A 21,174-nucleotide genomic window follows, 5' to 3' on the forward strand; every position below is an offset into this window, starting at 1 on the left:
ATTTTTAGCACAATTCAAGAATAGGGGGGAATTTTAATATGTATAAGCTTTATCCATATAAAGAATATTATCCTAACATTCATGAAACAGTGTTTTTAGCTGACTTTGTTACCATTACTGGAAATGTAGAAATCGACGAATTTTCTAGCATTTGGTTTAACACTGTTATTCGCGGGGATGTTGCACCGACAAAAATTGGAAAAAATACGAATATCCAAGATTTATGTGTACTTCATCAAAGTCCAAATAATCCTCTAATAATTGAGGATGAAGTAACCATCGGACATCAAGTAACATTACATAGCTGTACGATCCGAAAAAATGCTTTAATCGGAATGGGATCAATCATTTTAGATGGTGCAGAAATTGGAGAAGGTGCTTTTATCGGTGCAGGCAGCCTAGTTCCTCAAGGGAAAACCATTCCGCCAAATAGTTTAGCTTTTGGTAGACCGGCAAAGGTGATTCGTGAATTAACAGAAGCCGACATACAAGATATGAACCGGATCGTTCGTGAATACCGTGAAAAGGGACAGTTTTATAAATCCATCCAGCATACCGATGATTAATATTTATTTCATCATTTCTACATTCATGAAAGAATAAATAGCTACTCGAATTGCGAGTAGCTATTTTTTAACTCATTTTCTAACGTGATATTAGACATAAAATTATACGAAAGCTTTTTCTTTAATTAATGATGCTTCAAAGTCATATTTTTCTTCCACATATACCGCATGCCAAATCATAAATACTAAGACAGTCCAAATTTTCCTACTATAATCACCTTTATTATTTCGGTGATCCTCTAATAAATCAAGAACGACTTGTTTATTTAAGACATGATCTGTTTCACTTGATTTAATAATATTTACAGCCCAATCATACATTTCATTCTTTAACCAATGACGAATTGGTACTGGGAATCCTAATTTTTTTCGGTTTAATACATGGTCTGGAATAATACCCTCTGATGCCTTTCGTAAAATATATTTCGTTGTACCATTAGCCGTTTTTATTGAATCTGGAATTTTCGATGCTACATCAAAAACTTCCTTATCTAAAAATGGTACACGTAATTCCAAGGAATGAGCCATTGTCATTTTGTCTGCTTTTAATAAAATATCGCCTCGAAGCCATGTATGAATATCAATATATTGCATCCGCTCCACTGGATTATAATTTGTTGTCTCTTTATAAAATGGATTGGTAATGTCTAAATAGTTGATGGACTTATTGTATTTTGCCATTAATTTCATTTTTTCTTCTTCTAAAAACATTTTTGCATTGCCAATATATCTTTCTTCCATCGGTGTTGTTCCTCGTTCAAGAAAGCTTTTTCCTTTCACACCTTCTGGTAATATACGTGCAATGTAACGAAGAATGGATTTCATTGCATTTGGTATTTTGTTAAATACACTTAAAGATTGTGGTTCACGATAAATATTGTATCCACCAAATAATTCATCTGAGCCTTCACCAGATAATACTACTGTTACATGCTTACGTGCTTCCCTCGATACAAAATACAATGGAACACAGGCTGGATCTGCTAGTGGATCATCGAGATGCCAAATAATTTCCGGTAATTCCTTCATATATTCTTCAGGAGAAATTATATAGCTAATATTTTCAAGCCCAAGCTTATCCGCTGTTTCCTTGGCCACATCAATTTCACTAAAGCCATCATGATCGAAGCCAACAGAAAATGTTTTAATGCTAGGATGGAATTCCTTCGCAATTGAGGCAATAATCGTTGAATCGATACCGCCTGATAAGAAGGATCCTACAGGAACATCACTTCGCATATGCATTTTTACAGAATCATATAATACATCACGAATTTCTTTTACCCATTGTTCCTCTGATTTTTGAATCGGTTGGAAGCTTGCTTTCCAATATTGTTCTACTTGCATTGGTTGACCAATTTTTTTCATAAAATAATGGCCAGGTAATAGTTTTTCTATATTGGAAGTTAAAGAATATGGTTCTGGTACATATTGATAAGTTAAATAATATTGAAGTGATTTCTCATCTAAGTGCTGATCCTTCATTGCCAGTAAAATACTTTTCTTTTCAGAGGCAAAAAAGGTTTGATTATTTTCTTCATCGTGATAATAAAACATAGGTTTTATACCAAATGGGTCACGAGCACCGAATAATGTTTTTTCTTCTTTATCCCAAATTAGAAATGCAAACATTCCTCTTAATTTTTCCACTGCTTTTTCTTTTAGTTGGCTATACAACGCAATGATGACTTCAGTATCAGAATGTGTCGCAAAAGATAAGCCTTGCTCCACTAATTCTTCTCTAATTTCAAGATAGTTATATATTTCACCATTAAAGATAATCCAATATCGCTCATTTTCATAGGATAATGGTTGCTTACCTGCCTCAATATCAATAATGCTTAATCTTCGAAAACCAAACTGAACATGCTCATCGTAAAAGAATCCTTCATCATCTGGTCCCCGATGGGCAATAACATTGTTCATTTGTTTAAATAAATGCAATTCTTCTTCTGTATATTGTTTTGGTTCATTATGAATACATCCAATAAATCCACACATTTATATATAAGCACCTACTCTATCTATCAATTATTATTTGTTTTAGTATAGTAATTTAAAGCTACATGTATTTTATCATTAAAGACGAAAAAGACCATATAATTGTTTCAGCTTATTTCTTTAAAAAACAACTAATTTTTATTTTATCACTTACAAAAAAAGATTTCCTCCTAAAATTATCATTTCTTTCCCAAAATTTATTGGAAAATTTTTCAATCCTATATTTCTTAACAGTAAAGTAGTTAGCTTCACTGTCAAGGAAAGTGTAGTTTTAGTTTTTTACGGTGACCACATGTGTATACTCTGCTAGCATTCCAATAAAATAAGTCTATAGAAAGCAGCCTTTCCTACTATAGAAAAGTGAATATATTTTTTCGTAAAATAAAAAAGCCTCCCTTTTGGAGAGGCTGTTAATGGTTTAATTTGTTATTTCGTTAATGCTTGATCTTTCAATGTTTCTGCTTTATCTGTTTTTTCCCACGGTAAATTGACATCTGTTCTGCCAAAATGTCCATAAGCTGCCGTTTGCTTATAGATTGGGCGGCGTAAATCTAACATTTTAATTATGCCTGCAGGACGTAAATCAAAGTTATTCCGAACAACATCCACTAAGACGCTTTCGCTTACCTTCCCTGTCCCGAAAGTATCAACGGAGATGGAAACAGGCTGTGCTACTCCTATTGCATAGGCTAATTGAACCTCACATTTATCTGCAAGTCCTGCCGCAACGATATTTTTCGCTACATAACGAGCTGCATATGCTGCGGAACGGTCCACTTTTGTCGGATCCTTTCCAGAAAATGCGCCACCACCATGACGTGCATAGCCACCATATGTATCAACAATAATTTTCCGACCAGTTAATCCAGCATCTCCTTGTGGGCCACCAATAACAAATCTTCCAGTTGGATTTATGAAATATTTTGTATTTCCATCGATAAGTTCACTTGGAACTACAGGATCAATAACATATTCCTTAATATTTTTTTGAATTTGGTCTAGTGAAATTTCTGGATGATGCTGAGTAGAGATAACAATGGTATCAATCCGTACAGGTTTTCCATTTTCATCATATTCTACTGTTACTTGTGTTTTTCCATCAGGACGCAAATAAGGTAATATTTCTTCTTTACGAACTTCTGCTAAGCGTCGCGATAATTTATGTGCCAATGAAATTGGAAGTGGCATCAATTCCTTTGTCTCATTACAAGCAAAGCCGAACATTAATCCTTGGTCACCCGCACCAATTGCTTCGATTTCCTCATCGGACATCGTACCTTCACGTGCTTCTAATGCTTGGTTTACTCCCATTGCGATATCCGCTGATTGTTCATCTATAGAAGTTAAAACACCGCATGTTTCTGCATCGAAGCCATATTTTGCACGAGTATATCCAATTTCTCTTACAGTATCACGAACAATTTTTGAGATATCTACATATGATGTTGTCGTAATTTCACCTGCCACCAATACAAGCCCAGTTGTAATAGAAGTTTCAGCCGCAACACGTGCATTTGGGTCTTTACTAAGGATTGCATCTAGAATTGCGTCGGAAATTTGGTCACAAATTTTATCCGGATGGCCTTCTGTAACGGATTCAGAAGTAAATAAACGTCGATTTGTCATTTTAGACCTCCTTAATTTTCTACAATGTACGGATACTTATCTCTTTCCCATTCAAAGCTATATTATGAAATCCTAATGAAATAAGTCACAATCCTAATTTGGAAAGTTTGGACATAAATTAGTATGTAAAATTATTCCCCTAATTATAAACATTAATTGCTTTTCTATTATTTTAGGATTGCAGGAACATAATTAGTATTTTCAATTTTTAAGTTGGCATATTTTATTAATAGGTTGTTACTAATGATCGCATTCGCATCAATAAATCAATCGAGATACGAATCATATAACAACAAACTACTATAAATAGCAATTAAAAAACCTTCCCATTATGAGGAAAGGTTATGTTCGCTTGATACCTTTCACTCTTATCGCTCAAGGATTTTCCTTGCATCAGGTTAGCACCTTTCTCAAGGATGAGTAGGTTGCTGGGTTTCATTGGGCCTGTCCCTCCACCATCTCGGGATAAGAGTATCCGTTCAAAATTAAATCATACATGAAAAAATCAAGTGATGTCAATTACTTTTGCTTTAAATAGTCAAATTATATAAAATTATTTACCCATAATCGGAATATATTTTTTAATACCATTCTTCATTGAAAAATATTCAAATTATTTCAATAAATAGTATAGACTATTATGTTTAATGTGTTATACTCTTTTCATAGAAATATATAGTAAAATCCTAAAAGGGAGTGTTATGGTGGAGACGATAAGTTTGTTCAATTATTTAAAACACTTAATGGATGAAGGAAATATTTCTTTGCAACTATCTGTTCCTCAGTTAATGGAAAAAGTATTGGAGAGAAAAGAAGGAATACTCACCGATTCTGGAGCTATTAGTGTAGCAACTGGAAAATATACAGGAAGATCTCCGAAAGACAAATATATTGTGAAAGAAAAATCAGTGGTGGATAAAATTGATTGGGGAACTGTAAATCAACCAATATCTACCGATGTCTTTAATCGTTTGTATGAAAAAGTAATGAATTATTTAAATACAAAAGATGAAATTTTTGTATTTAAAGGTTTTGCAGGTGCAGATAAAAAATATCGTCTACCCATCCAAGTGATTAACGAATTTGCCTGGCATAACCTTTTTGCACATCAATTATTTATTCGTCCTAGTAAAGAAGAGCTAAAAACACATGATCCACAATTTTCGATTGTATTTGCACCTACCTTTAAGGCAAATCCTATCGAGGATGGAGTTCAATCCGAAACATTTATCATTATTTCCTTTGAGCATGGAATTGTATTAATTGGTGGTACAGAATATGCTGGGGAAATGAAGAAATCAATTTTTACTGTAATGAATTATTTATTACCTGAAAACGATATTTTTTCCATGCATTGCTCTGCAAATGTCGGGCATGATGGCGATGTTGCATTATTTTTCGGACTGTCTGGTACAGGAAAGACAACATTATCCACTGATCCAAATCGGCAATTAATTGGAGATGACGAGCATGGTTGGTCAGAAAATGGTGTATTCAATATTGAAGGTGGCTGTTATGCAAAATGTATCAATTTATCTGCTGAAAAAGAACCCCAAATCTATTCAGCAATTTCATTTGGCGCTGTTTTAGAAAATGTTGTGGTAGATAATGAAACAAGAATACCAAATTATGATGATTCAACATTAACAGAAAATACACGGGCTGCATATCCACTACAAGCTATCGAAAATATTATCGAGCCAAGTATAGCTGGTCACCCAAATACCATCATATTTTTAACTGCTGATGCATTTGGGGTGTTACCACCAATATCAAAGCTAACGAAGGAACAAGCAATGTATCATTTCTTAAGCGGCTATACGAGTAAACTTGCAGGAACTGAGCGTGGAGTAACTTCTCCAGAGGCAACTTTTTCTACTTGTTATGGAGCTCCATTCTTACCTTTACCTGCAAAACGGTATGCAGAAATGCTTGGGGAAAAAATAGATCAACATAAAGTACAAGTTTTCTTAGTTAATACAGGCTGGACTGGTGGAAAATATGGCATTGGTTCGCGTATAAAGCTAAACTATACGCGGAAAATGGTGCAAGCAGCTATCGAAGGCATATTGACTAAAACAGAAACACGAACAGATCCATTTTTTGGACTCCAAATTCCTGCACAAGTTCCAGGTGTACCTGATGATGTATTAGTTCCAGCAGCAACATGGAATAATGAAGACGAGTATCAAAAGACGGCAAAAGAACTAGCAAATCAATTTCGTGAAAACTTCAAAAAATTCCGGAGCGATGCTGAAGAAATTGAAACACTTGGTGGTCCAATTAAATAATCCTATATAGCAAAGTACACAGGATGACATCCTGTGTACTTTTATTTATAAGATAATAATGTAGAAATATTCGATAGTGCAAAAAAATGCAATAACAAATTGACCACATAAAGAGTGCTCCATAAAAGGAGCACTCTTATACTTCTTACTTAATTATTCTTCTACGAATGCTTTTTCAGCAGTAACTGCTACATCTTCCCAACCAAGTTCAGAACCTGCTTCAATTGAGTAGTTCTTCACGCGGTTGTTTACTGCCATTAAGTAGTAACGGTAAAGAGTTGGAATTACTGGAGCTTCGTCTACCATTAATTGTTGCCATTGATCATAAATATCTTTACGGAATTCTTGATCAAATGCATCTTCAGAGTGACCAGCTGCTAATAACTCTTCATTTTTATCATTTACAAAACGAGGATAGTTATATGGTGCTAGTTTAGACCATAGTCCATAAGGATCAGGATCCGTACCAGTCCCCCATGCACCTTGATAAATATCAACTGCTTCATCGTCTCCTTCAACTCTGTCATAGAAGGAATTCATTTCATGTAAACGACCTTCAAGAAGTTGGACATGAATACCTACATCTTTCCAGTTTTGTATATAGAAGTTTGCTAACGGTTCAGCAGTTTCACCGCCACTCATAGATGCGAAATTAAATACCATTTCATTTCCTTCTAAATCTTCACGGTAACCATCACCGTCTACATCTTTGTATCCTGCTTCATCCAATAATTGGTTTGCTTTCTCAGTATTGTAGCTATAACCTTCAATATCTGGGTTATGGAAATCAGCAAAGAATGGAATCATTAATGTTGTTGCAGGAACACGTAATCCTTGATAGAAACGTTCAGCAACTGATTTATTATCCATTGCATAACCAATAGCTTGACGTAATTTAACATCTTGAAGTGGGGTATCCTTATCTTGAACAGCTACTCCAGCTTCAGCATCCCAATGTCCTAATTTAAAGCCAATATAAGTATAAGCCGCATCCATATCTGCTAGATATTGGAAATTAGTTGGAACATAATCTTTATCATATTGATCTGTTGGGAATGACGCTATATCTACATCACCTTTTTTAATTGCTTCCCCAATAGTAGTAGGACTCACCACTTTTAATACTACAGAATCAAGTTTTGGAGCTCCACCATAATAGTTTTCGTATGCTTCATATTCAACGGATTCACCAGGAACGATATTTGTTACCTTAAATGGTCCGAAACCAAGTAAATCTGTATGAATTTTATCAGAAGAAGCTAAGTCACCGATTTCAATTCCTTCAAAATGATGTTTTGGCTCAGCATAAGACCAAATACCTGATAATAAAGAAGGATTTGCTTCTTCCCAAGTAATTGTTAATTGTTTATCATTTAAGATTTTAATACCAGAAATTGTATCAGCTTTTCCATTATGATAATCTTCCATCCCTACAATACCAGAGATTAAAGCATCACCATAACGTACTCCTGTATAATCAGGGTGTCCAATGATTTCGAATGAAAATGCATAATCCTCAGCTTTTAAAGGTTCACCATCATGCCATGTTACTCCATCTTGGATAGTAACAGTCATTGTTTTTCCATCTTCTGACATCTCAAATTTTGCAGCTGACTCTCCATCATTTGTAATTTGATAGTTAGCATCGTAAGCGAAAATTGGTTCTGCAAAAAAGCTTATTACTTCTGCATCTGGAGACGATTCATAGAACGCATAGTCTAAAATACCTTCAAAAGCGGTATCTGAAACTAATGCATAAGTTAAAGAACCTCCATCAATCTCTGTCTCTTCGTTTACAACAGTTTTAGGGAAGGAAGATGGATCTACTAATTCAGGTTCACTACCTTGCCCTTCTTGTCCCTCACTCTTTTTACCGCTAGTACCACTACTACACGCAGAAAGTAGTAATCCTAGGACGATAAGAAGGCTTAAAAACTTCCATTTGCCTTTTTTCATCTGTTTTTCCCCCTTTTAACCTAGTCTTTGTCTTGCATCGGCTGCACGTTTTAACGCTTGACCGATAAAATTTATACACAGCATCATTACTAAAATCAGTAATGCTGCAGGTAACCAAACCCACCATTTATTTTCCATAACATCGGGATTACTGGAATAGCTGATTAATGTCCCAAGACTTGGTGTACTTTCTGGTAAACCAAATCCTAAGTAGGTTAAACCAGTTTCGATTCCAATATTTCCTGCAAGATTCAATGTCATGTTAACAATGATAATGGAACTTAAATTCGGAAGCACTTGGAATAGCATAATTTTCCAGTTTGGAGTTCCAAGTGTTTTCGAAGCAGAGACATAATCTAGCTCACGTTCTGCTAATGTTTTTGACCGGATAAGTCTTGCCTTACCAGTCCAATAAAAGATACTCATAATAAATATGAAATTAGCAACATTAAACTCTGGCACAATTACCACAAATACGATAATGATCATTGTTGTTGGTAATACCAAGATGAAATCAACCGTACGCATGATTACATTATCTACCCAACCACCAAAATATCCTGCAAGTAAGCCAAGAACTAAACCAATGATTGCTGTTAAAACTGTGATAACAATACCTATTGTCAAAGAGTTTCTGGCCCCAATAATCAGCTGACCAAATACATCTCTACCACCATAATCTGTACCAAGCCAATAAACAGAACTTGGTTCTGCAAAGATATTAAATAAATCAACCCTTGTAATTGCTTCCTGGTCCAACATAAAGCTATATATATATACATATAGAACAATACCTAAAAAGAGAACTAATGAAAATAATGCGAGTTTATCCTTAGCAAACTCTCTCACAATAACACTAAAACCTGATGGGGTTTTCTGTTGTTGTAAGGAAATATTATTTTTTTCAACAATTGGTGTACTCATTTTTACCCCCCCTAATTTGTCCAATTATTAATCAATTCGAATCCGCGGATCAACGATGCTTAGGATGATGTCTGATATTAACGTTCCTAAAATTGATAGGAAGCCAAACAACATAACTAATATATTTACAACACTGAAATCCCGTTGATTTATGGAACTGATAAATAATTGTCCTAATCCAGGGTAACTAAATATTTGTTCGATAAAGACCGAACCACCAATAATAAATACAATGTCATAGCCTAAAAATGCTGCAACTGGCAATAAGGAATTTCGAAAAATATGTCTTGAGTATACTTTCTTTTCTGGTGTACCTTTAGCTCTTGCAGTTTTAACAAAATCTTTTAATTTTGTATCAATAATTTCATTTCGCAAATATTGAATCGTACCAACAGTAGATAATAATGCAGCCGTTATGGCTGGTAATAACAGATGATGAATTCTGCTAAGGAAATAAGCAAACGTTCCTTTCTCAACTGTTACATCTACACTTCCTCCTATTGGGAACCAATGTAAGCCAAAGCCAAAGATAAACAACATAATTAATGCAAAAACAAAGAGTGGGATTGCAAAGCTTACATAGTTATAACCAACGATCAATTTATCAGCCCATGATTCATTCCATCGTCCGGCAACCACACCTAGTGGAACTGCAATTAAATAAGTAAATATTAATGTAACCAATCCTAGCCAAAAGGTATTTGCCATTCTATCCCCTAGTAAATCAGCAATGTCCACTTTATGAATATAGGACATTCCTAATTCTCCTTGGAATAAATTTCCTATCCAACGTCCATATTGTTCATACCATGGATCATTTAATCCTAATTTTTCACGTAATTCTTCAAATACTTTTGGATCCAAGTTAGGGTTAGCCTGCATCGATCCTGTTAAAGCATCTCCAGGCATTGCCTTTGCTAATAAAAATATTAAAATACTCAATAGTGCTAACTGAGGAATCATTACTAAGAATCTTCTGATAATAAACTTTAACATGATATACGCTCCTTCCTACGGTAGTGCAACTGAGTGTGTTTCTGACAATGGTCTTAAATCTACGATTTTTCCCTCAGTGTCAAAATATTGATTAAAGCTATTGTTAAATTCTGCATCAACCTGTTTTCGGAACGCCATATGTTTGTCTCGATTATCAGGATTTATATCTGGAATTGCAGATAATAATCGTTTCGTATAAATATGTTGAGGATTTTCATAAATATCTTCTGTCGTGCCTTGTTCTACTATGCGACCTTTATACATGATCCCAATGCGGTCACACATATGTCGGATTATCCCTAAATCATGACTAATGAATAAGTACGTTAAATTAAATTCTTTTTGAATATCTTTCATAAAGTTCAAAACCTGGGCTTGAACCGATACATCCAAGGCAGAGACAGGTTCATCTGCTACAATCAATCTCGGGTTTAACGTAAGTGCCCGGGCAATGCCAATCCGTTGTCTTTGTCCACCAGAAAATTCATGTGGATACTTATAAATGGACTCCGGACTTAAGCCAACTTTTTCTAAAACTTCCTGAACCTTTCGTTTTACTTCCTTTGAGGAAAGTTTTTCAAAATTACGAATCGGCTCAGCAATAATATCAATTACACGCTTTCTAGGGTTTAAAGAAGAATATGGATCTTGGAATATCATTTGAATATCTTTTCGATATTGGCTATACTCTCTTCTATTTAGACTAAGTAAATCCACATCATTGAAAATTATTTTTCCTGATGTAGCTTTATTTAGGCCAAGTAATGTACGACCAGTGGTTGATTTTCCACAACCAGATTCACCAACTAATCCGTATGTTTCTCCTTCTTTTAATTCCAATGTAATATCATCTACTGCCTTAACATTATCTACTACTCGCTTAAAAAATCCACCGCGTACCGGATAGTAAACTTTTAAATTCTCCAATTTAAGAAATGTCATATTTTAAGTCCTCCGCATCTTTTGGAAAATGAAAATGCTGGTAGCAAGAGCAGCGAACAAAATGATCTTTTTCCACTTCATGTAGTGCTGGATGCTCCTCATGTGTAGCACTATCTATCCATGGGATCCGCTCTGAGAACCGGCAACCAGTTCTTGGTAAATTTTTTAAGGAAGGTACAATCCCTTGAATTACATGTAATCGATCCTGTCCGTGTGCTGCAGAAGGAATGGAGTTAAATAATGATCTTGTATATGGGTGTAAAGGATTATTGTATAATGTAGAAACATCTGCAAACTCAACGATTTCACCAGCATACATTACGGCTACTTTATCAGCCATTTCTGCAACTACCCCTAAATCATGTGTAATTAAGATAATTCCAGTTTTCATCTGCGACTGTAAATCACGCATTAAGTCTAATATTTGTGCTTGAATCGTAACATCAAGTGCGGTTGTTGGCTCATCCGCTATTAAAAATTTTGGCTCACATGCGATGGCAATTGCGATAACTACCCGTTGTCTCATCCCACCAGACAACTCGTGCGGGTATTGCATATAGGTCCGCTCAGGGTTAGGAATTCCTACCTTATTTAATAATTCTAAGGAACGTTTTTTCATTTCCGCATCCGATAGCTGCAAATGATTTTTCATACTTTCTTCAATTTGTTGCCCTACACGCATTAACGGATTTAGAGCGGTTAATGGATCTTGGAAAATCATCCCCATATCTTTTCCGCGTACCTTGTTCATTTCAGAGACAGATAATGATAGAAGGTTTTTACCATTAAATAAAACTTCACCCGCCATTTTCGTCCGCTCTTGTGGATGTAATTGCATGATGGAAAGTGCCAATGCACTCTTTCCACAACCTGATTCACCAACGATTGCAACTACTTCATTTTCATTAACCGTTAATGAAACATCATCAACCGCCGCGTAATAGTCATCACCTATTCGGAACGAAGTTGATAAGTTGTTAATTTTTAAAAGCGGTTGTTTCGACAATATCCTTACCTCCTAGCATTTTCTTTTTGCAAGAGTAATTGTTTGATAATTTTATAAATTTAATTATTTACTTGAATAAAATGTTATTACATTTTTATTTCATTTGCAATACTTTTTTGTTTCTTCTAACAAAATATTTTTTTATGATAGTAATTTATTTTCTGATAAAATATTCTATACCATTCCAACTAATAATTTTATATAAATATGTCTGCAAAACTTTATCCAACTATTTTAGAAAAATAATATTAGAACTATATAGTGATTAACTAATCAATCTATCACGGAATGTTCCGAAAAATTTTATATTTATTAGATTAAGATAGATTAATTGAAAATGCAAGAAAAAAATGTCGAAAAATATTAAATTTTATTTTTAATATACAATAATCTGTAAATAAAGTGTTGCTTTCAATCGATTTTTATAATTAATTATAAATTTTTGATATAAAAAATAGATGGTTTATTAACCATCTTATGCAATACACTCATATGTATTTCCTTATGTATCAGCTTTTTCTTTCATTCGGGCATTAATTTGTACTCTTTAACGATGTTAGCTTGTAGATGATCGTCGTTTTCTCATCTGTTAGCACTAATTTACTAATACTTCCTTCCCCTATTACCTCCTCGTTAATAGCTCTTTGTACAGCGAGAGGAGTATTTAAAGGATACAAATGATAGCCATCAAACTGAATTTGGAAATTATTATCCTCTAATCGTTTTTCTTTTCCTTCTGTTATGATTAGTGTGTTTAATTGAATGGGCATACTCATATTTCACACTACCTTCCTTCATCATCTATAGCTAAAATGTACCAAATTTTTCATTATATTTCTATTGTTATTCATTAAATCCAAAAAAAATGTAACCGTAATTAAGTTTGCTTTTTCATCCATGCAGATAGCTCTCTTACTACATTACGATTGACTTGCGGAGGGAAATAATGAGTAAATTCCTCGAAGTACCAAGTTTCTACTTTTTTTCCATGAGTGATTGCCAGTTTTTCAAGAAGAATCGCGTGTTCAATGGAAACATTACGATCTTTTTTTCCATGAATAATAAGTAATGGAGCATTTAATTTTTCTAGATGATAAAGCGGGGTTCTATTTTGATAGCCTTCAGGATTTTTCCAAGGTGTTCCGCCAATCACCCGTTTCATCATTCTTCTTAATTCCTCCCGCTCTTCATAGGTTAAAATAACATCGGAAACGCCACCCCATGTAACGATGGACGTTGCATTTGAATATTGTAGCGCTGTCCATATAGCCATAATACCGCCTCTAGAAAACCCAAATATATGAACTCTTTTTTCTTTCACTCGTGGGTGGTTTACTAATAATTCGAACCCACTAAATGCATCATAACGATCGTCTCCTCCAAAATCCTCATCGCCTTCTCCACCTTGATTGCCTCTGTAAAAAGGGGCAAATACGATAAAACCTTCGGAAGCAAATTGAGTAATTCGACTAGGACGAACCTTTCCAACATTTTTAATCCCACCTCGTAAATAAAGGAAACCATCATACGTATCACCAGCTTTCGGTTCTGCCAGTAGCCCTTTTACACGTAGTCCGTCGGAAAGGTATGTAACATAATAAAGTGCAATTTTCGGGTGTGGAGATGGGAACGGATAGCAATCAGTTATTTGTCCATTCATTTTGTTACCCCCTTTTGCCAATGATTTTTTTCTAGGCATTCACACATTTTTTCGTTATTCATACGATATCCTATCACAACAGATTCATGCAAAGGAAGAATCTTCGATGCAGGGGGAAATAACATGAGAAAATGGCTAAAAATGAGTGTGCTTATTCTATTGTCTTTCGTTTTCATCATTGGATTAACAGCTTGTAATAGCTCGAAAGAATCGTTACAAAAAGTGCAAATAGGTGAGGTTACCCGCTCCATTTTTTATGCACCACAATATGTTGCACTGGAAAAGGGATTTTTTGAAGAAGAAGGTCTTGACGTGGAATTAAGTACGATTCCAGGTGGAGATAAAACGATGACCGCACTAATTTCTGATGGCATTGACATTGCACTTGTAGGTTCCGAAACAAGTATTTATGTTAATGCCCAAGGAACGGATGATCCAATCATTAATTTTGCACAGCTTACCCAAACGGATGGAACCTTTTTAGTTTCACGCGAAAAAATCGATAATTTCACTTGGGATATGCTAGAGGACACCACTTTTCTTGGTCAACGTAAAGGTGGCATGCCACAAATGGTTGGTGAATTTGTATTAAAAAAACATGGAATTGATCCACACAATGATTTAGAGCTAATTCAAAACATTGACTTTGCGAACATTTCAACATCATTTGCTTCCGGTACTGGTGATTTTGTTCAGTTATTTGAACCACAAGCAAGCGTGTTCGAGAAAGAAGGAATTGGGTATATAGTAGCCTCCTTTGGAACAGAAAGCGGTCATGTCCCATACACTGTATTTATGGCTAAGGAAAGCTTTCTAAATGAGCAAAAGGAAGTTGCAGAAAAATTTACACGCGCAATTTACAAAGCACAGCAATGGGTATATGAACAGTCTGCTGAGGAAGTAGCAAAGGCCATTCAACCATTTTTTGAGGATACAGAGTTAGACATAATTACCTCCTCTGTAGAACGTTATAAAAGTCAAAATTCCTTCGCTGAAAATCCAATTTTAGATAATGATGAATGGGATAACTTGCAAAACATCATGGATGAAGCTGGCGAACTTCCAGAAAGATTGAACTATGAGGATTTTGTGAATACAGAATTTGCAGAAATGGTAACTGAATAAACCAAATATAGGAATAGTCAATATCTCAATAAATGATAGGTATTCATCCATTTTGTACACATTGTTAAAAAGCTAACATGGCTTGTAAGCAATAGGTAGTTTAGTAGATCAATTGATACCTATTTTTACTTTTTATTCGTAAGGAGGTTGTATATGAATTTTCTAACGATTCAGGATGTATCTCATGTTTACTTTTCCAAACAAACAAGTACAACCGCGCTTCATGATATAAGCCTCACCGTCAATGAGGGTGAATTTATTTCCATTATCGGTCCAAGTGGATGTGGAAAAACAACCTTACTCTCCATCATTGCCGGCTTAATTAAACCAACCGTTGGAACTGTTATATTGGATAATGAACCGATTCATATGAAAAATAAAAAAACTGGCTATATGCTGCAACAGGATTATTTGTTCCCATGGAAAACGATTGAGGAGAATATTTTTCTCGGACTTAAATTAACGAATCAATTAACAAATAAAACAAAAATAAAAACATTGTCGTTATTAAAGAAAATTGGCTTATCGAATGTGAAGGACCAATATCCATCTCAGCTATCTGGAGGAATGCGTCAAAGAGTAGCATTAGTACGTACATTAGCAACAGATCCAAAGCTCCTCTTACTTGATGAACCATTTTCTGCACTAGATTATCAAACAAAATTAACATTAGAAGAACTTGTATACCTTACGTTAAAGCAATTTCATAAAACTGCAGTACTTGTGACTCACGATATTGGTGAAGCCATCGCCATGAGTGATCGAATTTATTTACTTTCAAAGGGTCCAGGAAAAGTCGCTCAAGTATTTACCGTTCCAAAGGAGCTTAGACAATTATCCCCGTTAGAAATCCGAAATTCTGAACAATACAATGAACTATTTACCATCATTTGGAAGGAGTTGGAAAGCCTTGAAGGAAAAAATTAATGTCCCGCTCCTCCATCAGCAATACCGAAATCAATTACGTAAGGAGAAGCGCTGGGTACTATTCTTCCAAATTCTAATCTTTTTGGCTTTCTTCCTTTTTTGGCAAGTGGCTAGTCACTTTAAATGGATTGATCCTTTAATCTTCAGTTCACCAATAACTATTTGGAATTTATTTCTCGATAAAGTAAGCGATGGCTCTCTTTTCCCTCACATATGGACGACAGTTTTTGAAACCTTTCTTGGTTTTATCATTGGAACATTAGGAGGTACCATTTTTGCCGCCATTCTTTGGTGGTCCAATACACTATCAAAAATATTCGGACCCTATTTAGTTATCTTAAATGCTATGCCAAAGGTGGCACTTGGTCCGATTCTAATTGTTGCGCTTGGTCCGAATATGACATCCATCGTTGCAATGGGAGTATTGGTAACAATCATTATTACAACGATTGTCATTTATTCATCTTTTCGTGAGGTCGATCCAAATTATGTAAAGGTGCTTCAATCCTTTGGAGCTACGAAATTTCAATGCTTTAAAGAAGCAATTCTTCCTTCCTCGTTCCCAACCATTATTTCTACGTTAAAAGTAAATGTTGGGTTGTCATGGGTTGGGGTAATTGTAGGGGAATACCTTGTTTCCAAGCAAGGATTAGGTTATTTAATTATATATGGATTCCAGGTGTTTAATTTCACACTAGTTCTCTTATCATTATTAGTAATTGCCGTCTTTGCAACCATCATGTATAAGCTCGTCGAGGTAATCGAACAAAAACTATTAAAGAATGGATAATCCTTGGGTAATGTATTTTGCCCGAGGTGTATTTTTTAAAATTTTCCGTTCTTGTAACTACAGACTTTACGAAATTAGCTATTAATAATGTAAGGGGATACTTTTGCAGAAAAGTATAATAATTTAAACAAAACTATCAGGTGCCCTTGACTTACTAACTATTTGTATATAAAATTATTTTCAAAACTTTATTACTAAAGGAAGAGATTGCATAATGAAGCAAGTCAGCGAGATCGAGTTTATTAAGGCACCCCAGTTAAAACAAAAACCGAATCCAAAAGAATTAGGATTTGGTAAATATTTTACCGACTACATGTTTACTATGGACTATGATTTGATAAACGGTTGGCATGCAGCAAAAATCACGCCATTTGCGCCATTGGAATTGTCACCTTCCGCTTTTATATTTCATTATGGACAGGCTGTCTTTGAAGGATTGAAGGCTTATAAAACAAATGATGGCAGAACCTTATTGTTTCGTGCCAATAAGCATGTGGCACGATTAAATCATTCATGCGAAAGAATTTGTATACCAACAATTGATCCTACCATTGCGATGGACGCTCTTTTAGCTTTACTAGAAGTTGAAAAAGATTGGGTACCGACATTAAATGGTACTTCCTTATATATAAGACCATTTGTTATTGCTACAGAGCCATATTTAGGCGTTCGACCAGCACATGAATACAAGTTTATTATCATTTTATCTCCTGTAGGTGCTTATTACTCGGGGAAACAATTAATGCCAGTAAAAATCTATGTTGAAGATGAATATGTTCGTGCAATACCTGGTGGAGTCGGACATACGAAAACACCTGGAAATTACGCAGCAAGTATGTCTGCACAGCAAAAAGCCAACAGTTTAGGATATGACCAAGTACTATGGCTAGATGGAAAAGAGAAAAAATATATTGAAGAAGTAGGAAGTATGAATATTTTCTTCAAAATAAACGGAGAAGTTTATACTCCAAAATTAAATGGAAGTATATTAGCCGGTGTCACACGTGATACTGTTTTAGAATTAATAAAATCATGGGGAATCCCTGTTCATGAGGAAACCTTATCAATAGAAGATATTTATAAGGCCTATCAAGATGGCCACTTAGAAGAAGTATTTGGAACAGGGACTGCAGCAGTAATTTCTCCAGTTGGGGAACTGAAGTGGGAAGATCATGTGATGACAATCAATAACTTTGAAACTGGTGAATTTACGGCAAAATTATATGAAACCATTACGAATATTCAATTTGGGAAAATGGAAGATAGCTTTGCTTGGACTATCGAAATTTAATAGCGCATCTTTCTTGAGGGAATCACCGGTAACGAGATTTCCTCTAGAAAGGATTTCAGTATCATTCATTGAGTAGATTTTTTCGGATATATGCTAAACATTTTTGTAATACTAAATCCTTCATAATAAAGCTGTATTCTTCATTTAATTCATCAGCTGTTAAATTACCACTTACTAATACTGGACCATCGGTTTCAAAATATTGCTCGTTTTTATTGATCGCATGGATGTTAGCGAAATAAATATTTTTCAGAAATTCATTCTCTTTTTCTATTACTTTATATTGACCAATATAATGTAATTCCGTCACGATTCCACCCGTTTCTTCAAATACCTCCCTAATTGCCGCTTCTTCTAATGTTTCATTACATTCTAATTTACCTCCAGGAAATTCTAACCCACGAACTTTATGCTTTGTTAATAACCATTGCCCATTATAGAAGCAAATAACCCATACATGCTTTGCTTTTATTTCAAAAGCATCCCTTTCAAAAGCAAGATGAATTGTGTTCCCATTGATATCATGAAATGTTTCCATTACAATCCCCTCTCCAATCTATCAATCTCTATAATCCTAGCATACATAGAGAAGTACACCAAATAAATAGGAAACAAGATCCATCACTTCAGCCGATTATAATAGGTCTAAAGATTCAATTACTTAAAGATAATGATTTTATTGAATCTTTTATTGCCAGCCCATCGTACACTAGGTGTTGGGGTAGAAAAGAATAAGGAGTGTATTGGATGAAAAAATTAATTGCAACTACAGTATTTGGTTTGGTTATGTTCATGGTAACAGCATGTAATCAAACGGCAGAGCCAACAAATAACGAAAAAAATGCTGGCAATAAACAGGAGCAGGAATTAACATTACAAGAAGTGTTTGACAAAACATTAAATGCTTCGAATACGCTTGATAGCTTTACATTAAATATGGTAATGGATCAAGATATGAGTATTAGTTCAGCACCTGATGAAACAGTTTCGACAAGCATTCAAGCGGATATGGATATAATTAATGAACCGATGAGCCTTTATCAAGATATGAGCATAGATATGAATATGGGGGATTTTAGACAAAACGTTGCAATGGAATCCTATTTTACCGAAGATGGCTTTTTCGTATATGACTCAACAACCAATCAATGGGCAAAAATGCCGGAAGAAATGTTCAATGAAGTGATGCAGCTATCAGAGGAACAAACAGATCCAAGTGTACAGCTAAACCAATTTAAAGAATTTGTTGATGATTTTTCTTTCCAACAAAATAGTACAGAATATATTTTAACATTAAAGACTTCTGGAGAAAAATTACTCGATATTGTAAAAGAACTCTCTGGAGATATGCTGGATGAGGAATTAATAGGCGAGGAAATACTCAACAATATGAATATTGAACAACTCGATTATATCATGCATATTGATAAAGAAACATTCCTGCCTAACAAAGTAGATATGAAGTTAACTATGAAAATGGCAATGGAAGGTGACGAAATAACGATTCAACAATCAACGAGTGCAACTTATACAAATATTAATGGCTTAGAAAAGATTACAGTCCCTCAAGAAGTACTTGATAATTCCGTTGATGCCCAATATTAAATAAAAACGAAGGAGGTACACAGATTCCTTTTCCTGTGTACCTTCTGTTTAATTTGAAAAGGAGGTATCTCTCATAAATGGTCATTGCCACCAAATAAAATTCCCATTTCTCTAATTTGTTGTTTTGTTTCTTGATTTCCTAGCTGATAAATCATTTTATAAACCTGAATAATTCCCGAGTCATAGATATCATTTTCGGGATCGACATGATATTCCAAAAACGGAATATGCGATCTGACAAAACTCTGTAAATTCGCGGAATCCATCGTTCGAAACAATTCCCGTAAGTGTTTTATTTCTTCTGCAGTCGCCTCAATTTCAAAATGCCAGCTACTCGCCGTCTTATTACGACTTATTTCACCACTAGCAACATTAATATAATACTTCTCCTTATCCATCCTATCACCAATTTCTCCTAATGATATCATTCGATAAATTTATTTATGTTATCCCACAAATTCTATCTTTTATGCTTAAAAATGAAAATTACTGTAGATTCTCCAATATAGAAAAAAATCATCATGCAATGTTTAAGAGCATAAAGAATTGGGTAAAAGAAGAGAGATTAATAAGACGCAGAATATTTCCTATATATTAGCACCTGTCATATAAATGGAGGGGTAGTACAATGAAATTTATAGACGAATTATTTGAATACTATAAGAATAAACTTACTGCTGATGATGAGGATATTGATTTATTAGTCGCTTCCTTGCTACAAGATTTTTCTCGGGAAGATATGCTATTAATTCTCGCCGAGCTAAATAAAGAAGAGCTTTATCACATTACCGGAAACTATTTAGTTACAGAGTTACGTAAGAAAATGATTAACACACAAAATGGAGAAGAAACATTGTCGGATAAATCAACCTTTCTCCATTAACTGTATAGAAATGAAGCGAACCGCCACTATGTGAAATATAGTGGCGGTTCTTTCACTTATTTGATCTTTTACTTTTCAAGAAACGCACGTAACATCCAGGAGTGCTTTTCTAATTTTTTACTAATCCCTAATAGTAAATCTACCGTTCCTTCGTCCCCTTCAGCGCTTGCTTCTTTTATCCCTTGTAGCAATTGCTTATCGATTGTTTGAAAATCTTGAAGTACTTCTTCTACCATTTCTAAATCTTTGCCTATTCCAATTGCTTCTTTAATCGTTGCAAGCGATAAACATTCCTTTAATGTTGAAATTGGCTTTTCCTGCAAGGTTAATATACGCTCTGCAATATCATCTACATGCTCTGTTACTTCATTATAAAGCTCCTCAAATTTTTCATGTAGATTAAAGAAATGCGGACCTTTAACAAACCAATGGAAATGATGAAGTTTTGTATACATTACTTGAAAATTAGCAATGAGGGAATTCATTGTTTGATGTAAAGGTGAATTCATTTTATCCGTACCTCCAAATAAGAAATTAGTATTTACAAACTCGTTATTATCTAATTTTTTCTTAACATGATACAAT

General features: G+C 34.6%; 20 protein-coding genes and 1 riboswitch. Of the genes, 8 read left to right on the forward strand and 12 right to left on the reverse strand.

Annotated elements, in window-relative coordinates; genetic code table 11:
• Positions 1-38 precede the first annotated feature (38 nt).
• On the forward strand, positions 39-566 hold the full coding sequence (locus OEV98_RS11935; RefSeq protein ID WP_263073514.1) for a gamma carbonic anhydrase: 528 nt from the start codon (positions 39-41) through the stop codon (positions 564-566).
• Between the two features lie 102 nt (positions 567-668).
• Here OEV98_RS11935 and asnB read toward each other — a convergent pair whose 3' ends face one another.
• Both asnB and metK read right to left on the reverse strand, forming a co-directional pair.
• A complete protein-coding gene (gene asnB / locus OEV98_RS11940) occupies positions 669-2,567 on the reverse strand; it encodes an asparagine synthase (glutamine-hydrolyzing) (RefSeq protein ID WP_263073516.1) in 1,899 nt (632 codons plus the stop codon).
• Positions 2,568-2,993: 426 nt separating this feature from the next.
• On the reverse strand, positions 2,994-4,193 hold the full coding sequence (gene metK, locus OEV98_RS11945) for a methionine adenosyltransferase (protein WP_263073517.1): 1,200 nt from the start codon (positions 4,191-4,193) through the stop codon (positions 2,994-2,996).
• Between the two features lie 365 nt (positions 4,194-4,558).
• A riboswitch (SAM riboswitch) is annotated at positions 4,559-4,665 on the reverse strand.
• A gap of 232 nt (positions 4,666-4,897) precedes the next feature.
• On the opposite strand from metK, the gene pckA reads away from it, so the two are divergent.
• Positions 4,898-6,484: a phosphoenolpyruvate carboxykinase (ATP) gene (pckA, locus tag OEV98_RS11950; protein ID WP_263073518.1), complete on the forward strand. Its 1,587-nt coding sequence runs from the start codon at positions 4,898-4,900 to the stop codon at positions 6,482-6,484.
• 153 nt (positions 6,485-6,637) lie between these two features.
• Here the strand turns inward: pckA and opp4A are convergent, their stop codons facing one another.
• From opp4A to OEV98_RS11985, 7 genes are all read right to left on the reverse strand, one after another.
• A complete protein-coding gene (gene opp4A, locus OEV98_RS11955) occupies positions 6,638-8,440 on the reverse strand; it encodes an oligopeptide ABC transporter substrate-binding protein (RefSeq protein WP_263073519.1) in 1,803 nt (600 codons plus the stop codon).
• 15 nt (positions 8,441-8,455) lie between these two features.
• Positions 8,456-9,364 (reverse strand): ABC transporter permease, encoded by a 909-nt coding sequence (locus OEV98_RS11960; protein ID WP_263073520.1) that lies wholly within the window; start codon positions 9,362-9,364, stop codon positions 8,456-8,458.
• A 27-nt stretch (positions 9,365-9,391) separates the two neighbouring features.
• Positions 9,392-10,360 (reverse strand): oligopeptide ABC transporter permease, encoded by a 969-nt coding sequence (gene opp4B, locus OEV98_RS11965; RefSeq protein ID WP_263073521.1) that lies wholly within the window; start codon positions 10,358-10,360, stop codon positions 9,392-9,394.
• Between the two features lie 15 nt (positions 10,361-10,375).
• Entirely contained in the window at positions 10,376-11,302 is a 927-nt protein-coding gene (locus tag OEV98_RS11970; RefSeq protein WP_263073522.1) for an ABC transporter ATP-binding protein, read from the reverse strand.
• Complete coding sequence (locus OEV98_RS11975; RefSeq protein WP_263073523.1) at positions 11,289-12,308, reverse strand: ABC transporter ATP-binding protein; 1,020 nt, start codon at positions 12,306-12,308, stop codon at positions 11,289-11,291. The genes OEV98_RS11970 and OEV98_RS11975 overlap by 14 nt, the downstream gene beginning before the upstream one ends.
• A 533-nt stretch (positions 12,309-12,841) precedes the next feature.
• Entirely contained in the window at positions 12,842-13,084 is a 243-nt protein-coding gene (locus OEV98_RS11980) for a DUF2584 domain-containing protein (RefSeq protein WP_263073524.1), read from the reverse strand.
• 101 nt (positions 13,085-13,185) lie between these two features.
• A complete protein-coding gene (locus OEV98_RS11985) occupies positions 13,186-13,968 on the reverse strand; it encodes an alpha/beta hydrolase family protein (protein WP_263073525.1) in 783 nt (260 codons plus the stop codon).
• Between the two features lie 123 nt (positions 13,969-14,091).
• Between OEV98_RS11985 and OEV98_RS11990 the strand changes: the two genes are divergently transcribed.
• From OEV98_RS11990 to OEV98_RS12005, 4 genes are all read left to right on the forward strand, one after another.
• Positions 14,092-15,093, forward strand: a complete 1,002-nt coding sequence (locus tag OEV98_RS11990; RefSeq protein ID WP_263073526.1) for an ABC transporter substrate-binding protein — start codon at positions 14,092-14,094, stop codon at positions 15,091-15,093.
• Positions 15,094-15,246: 153 nt separating this feature from the next.
• On the forward strand, positions 15,247-16,020 hold the full coding sequence (locus OEV98_RS11995; protein ID WP_263073527.1) for an ABC transporter ATP-binding protein: 774 nt from the start codon (positions 15,247-15,249) through the stop codon (positions 16,018-16,020).
• Positions 16,004-16,810, forward strand: coding sequence for an ABC transporter permease (locus tag OEV98_RS12000; RefSeq protein ID WP_263073528.1), 807 nt, complete (start codon positions 16,004-16,006; stop codon positions 16,808-16,810). The genes OEV98_RS11995 and OEV98_RS12000 overlap by 17 nt, the downstream gene beginning before the upstream one ends.
• A gap of 214 nt (positions 16,811-17,024) precedes the next feature.
• Positions 17,025-18,101, forward strand: coding sequence for a branched-chain amino acid aminotransferase (locus OEV98_RS12005; protein ID WP_263073529.1), 1,077 nt, complete (start codon positions 17,025-17,027; stop codon positions 18,099-18,101).
• Between the two features lie 61 nt (positions 18,102-18,162).
• On the opposite strand, the gene ytkD is transcribed toward OEV98_RS12005, so the two are convergent.
• The gene (gene ytkD / locus OEV98_RS12010; RefSeq protein ID WP_263073530.1) at positions 18,163-18,639 is read right to left on the reverse strand and encodes an RNA deprotection pyrophosphohydrolase; all 477 of its coding nucleotides are present in this window, start codon (positions 18,637-18,639) and stop codon (positions 18,163-18,165) included.
• A gap of 209 nt (positions 18,640-18,848) precedes the next feature.
• On the opposite strand from ytkD, the gene OEV98_RS12015 reads away from it, so the two are divergent.
• Positions 18,849-19,706 (forward strand): DUF6612 family protein, encoded by an 858-nt coding sequence (locus OEV98_RS12015; RefSeq protein ID WP_263073531.1) that lies wholly within the window; start codon positions 18,849-18,851, stop codon positions 19,704-19,706.
• 71 nt (positions 19,707-19,777) lie between these two features.
• On the opposite strand, the gene OEV98_RS12020 is transcribed toward OEV98_RS12015, so the two are convergent.
• Positions 19,778-20,104: a hydrolase gene (locus OEV98_RS12020; RefSeq protein ID WP_263073532.1), complete on the reverse strand. Its 327-nt coding sequence runs from the start codon at positions 20,102-20,104 to the stop codon at positions 19,778-19,780.
• A gap of 230 nt (positions 20,105-20,334) precedes the next feature.
• Between OEV98_RS12020 and OEV98_RS12025 the strand changes: the two genes are divergently transcribed.
• Positions 20,335-20,589 carry a DUF6154 family protein gene (locus OEV98_RS12025; RefSeq protein ID WP_263073533.1) on the forward strand — a complete coding sequence of 85 codons (255 nt, stop codon included), beginning with the start codon at positions 20,335-20,337 and terminating at the stop codon, positions 20,587-20,589.
• 68 nt (positions 20,590-20,657) lie between these two features.
• Here OEV98_RS12025 and OEV98_RS12030 read toward each other — a convergent pair whose 3' ends face one another.
• Positions 20,658-21,098, reverse strand: coding sequence for a Dps family protein (locus OEV98_RS12030; protein WP_263073534.1), 441 nt, complete (start codon positions 21,096-21,098; stop codon positions 20,658-20,660).
• Positions 21,099-21,174 lie beyond the last annotated feature (76 nt).

Origin of the sequence: Perspicuibacillus lycopersici (assembly GCF_025660475.1) — a bacterium.
Lineage (GTDB): Bacteria > Bacillota > Bacilli > Bacillales > Caldibacillaceae > Perspicuibacillus > Perspicuibacillus lycopersici.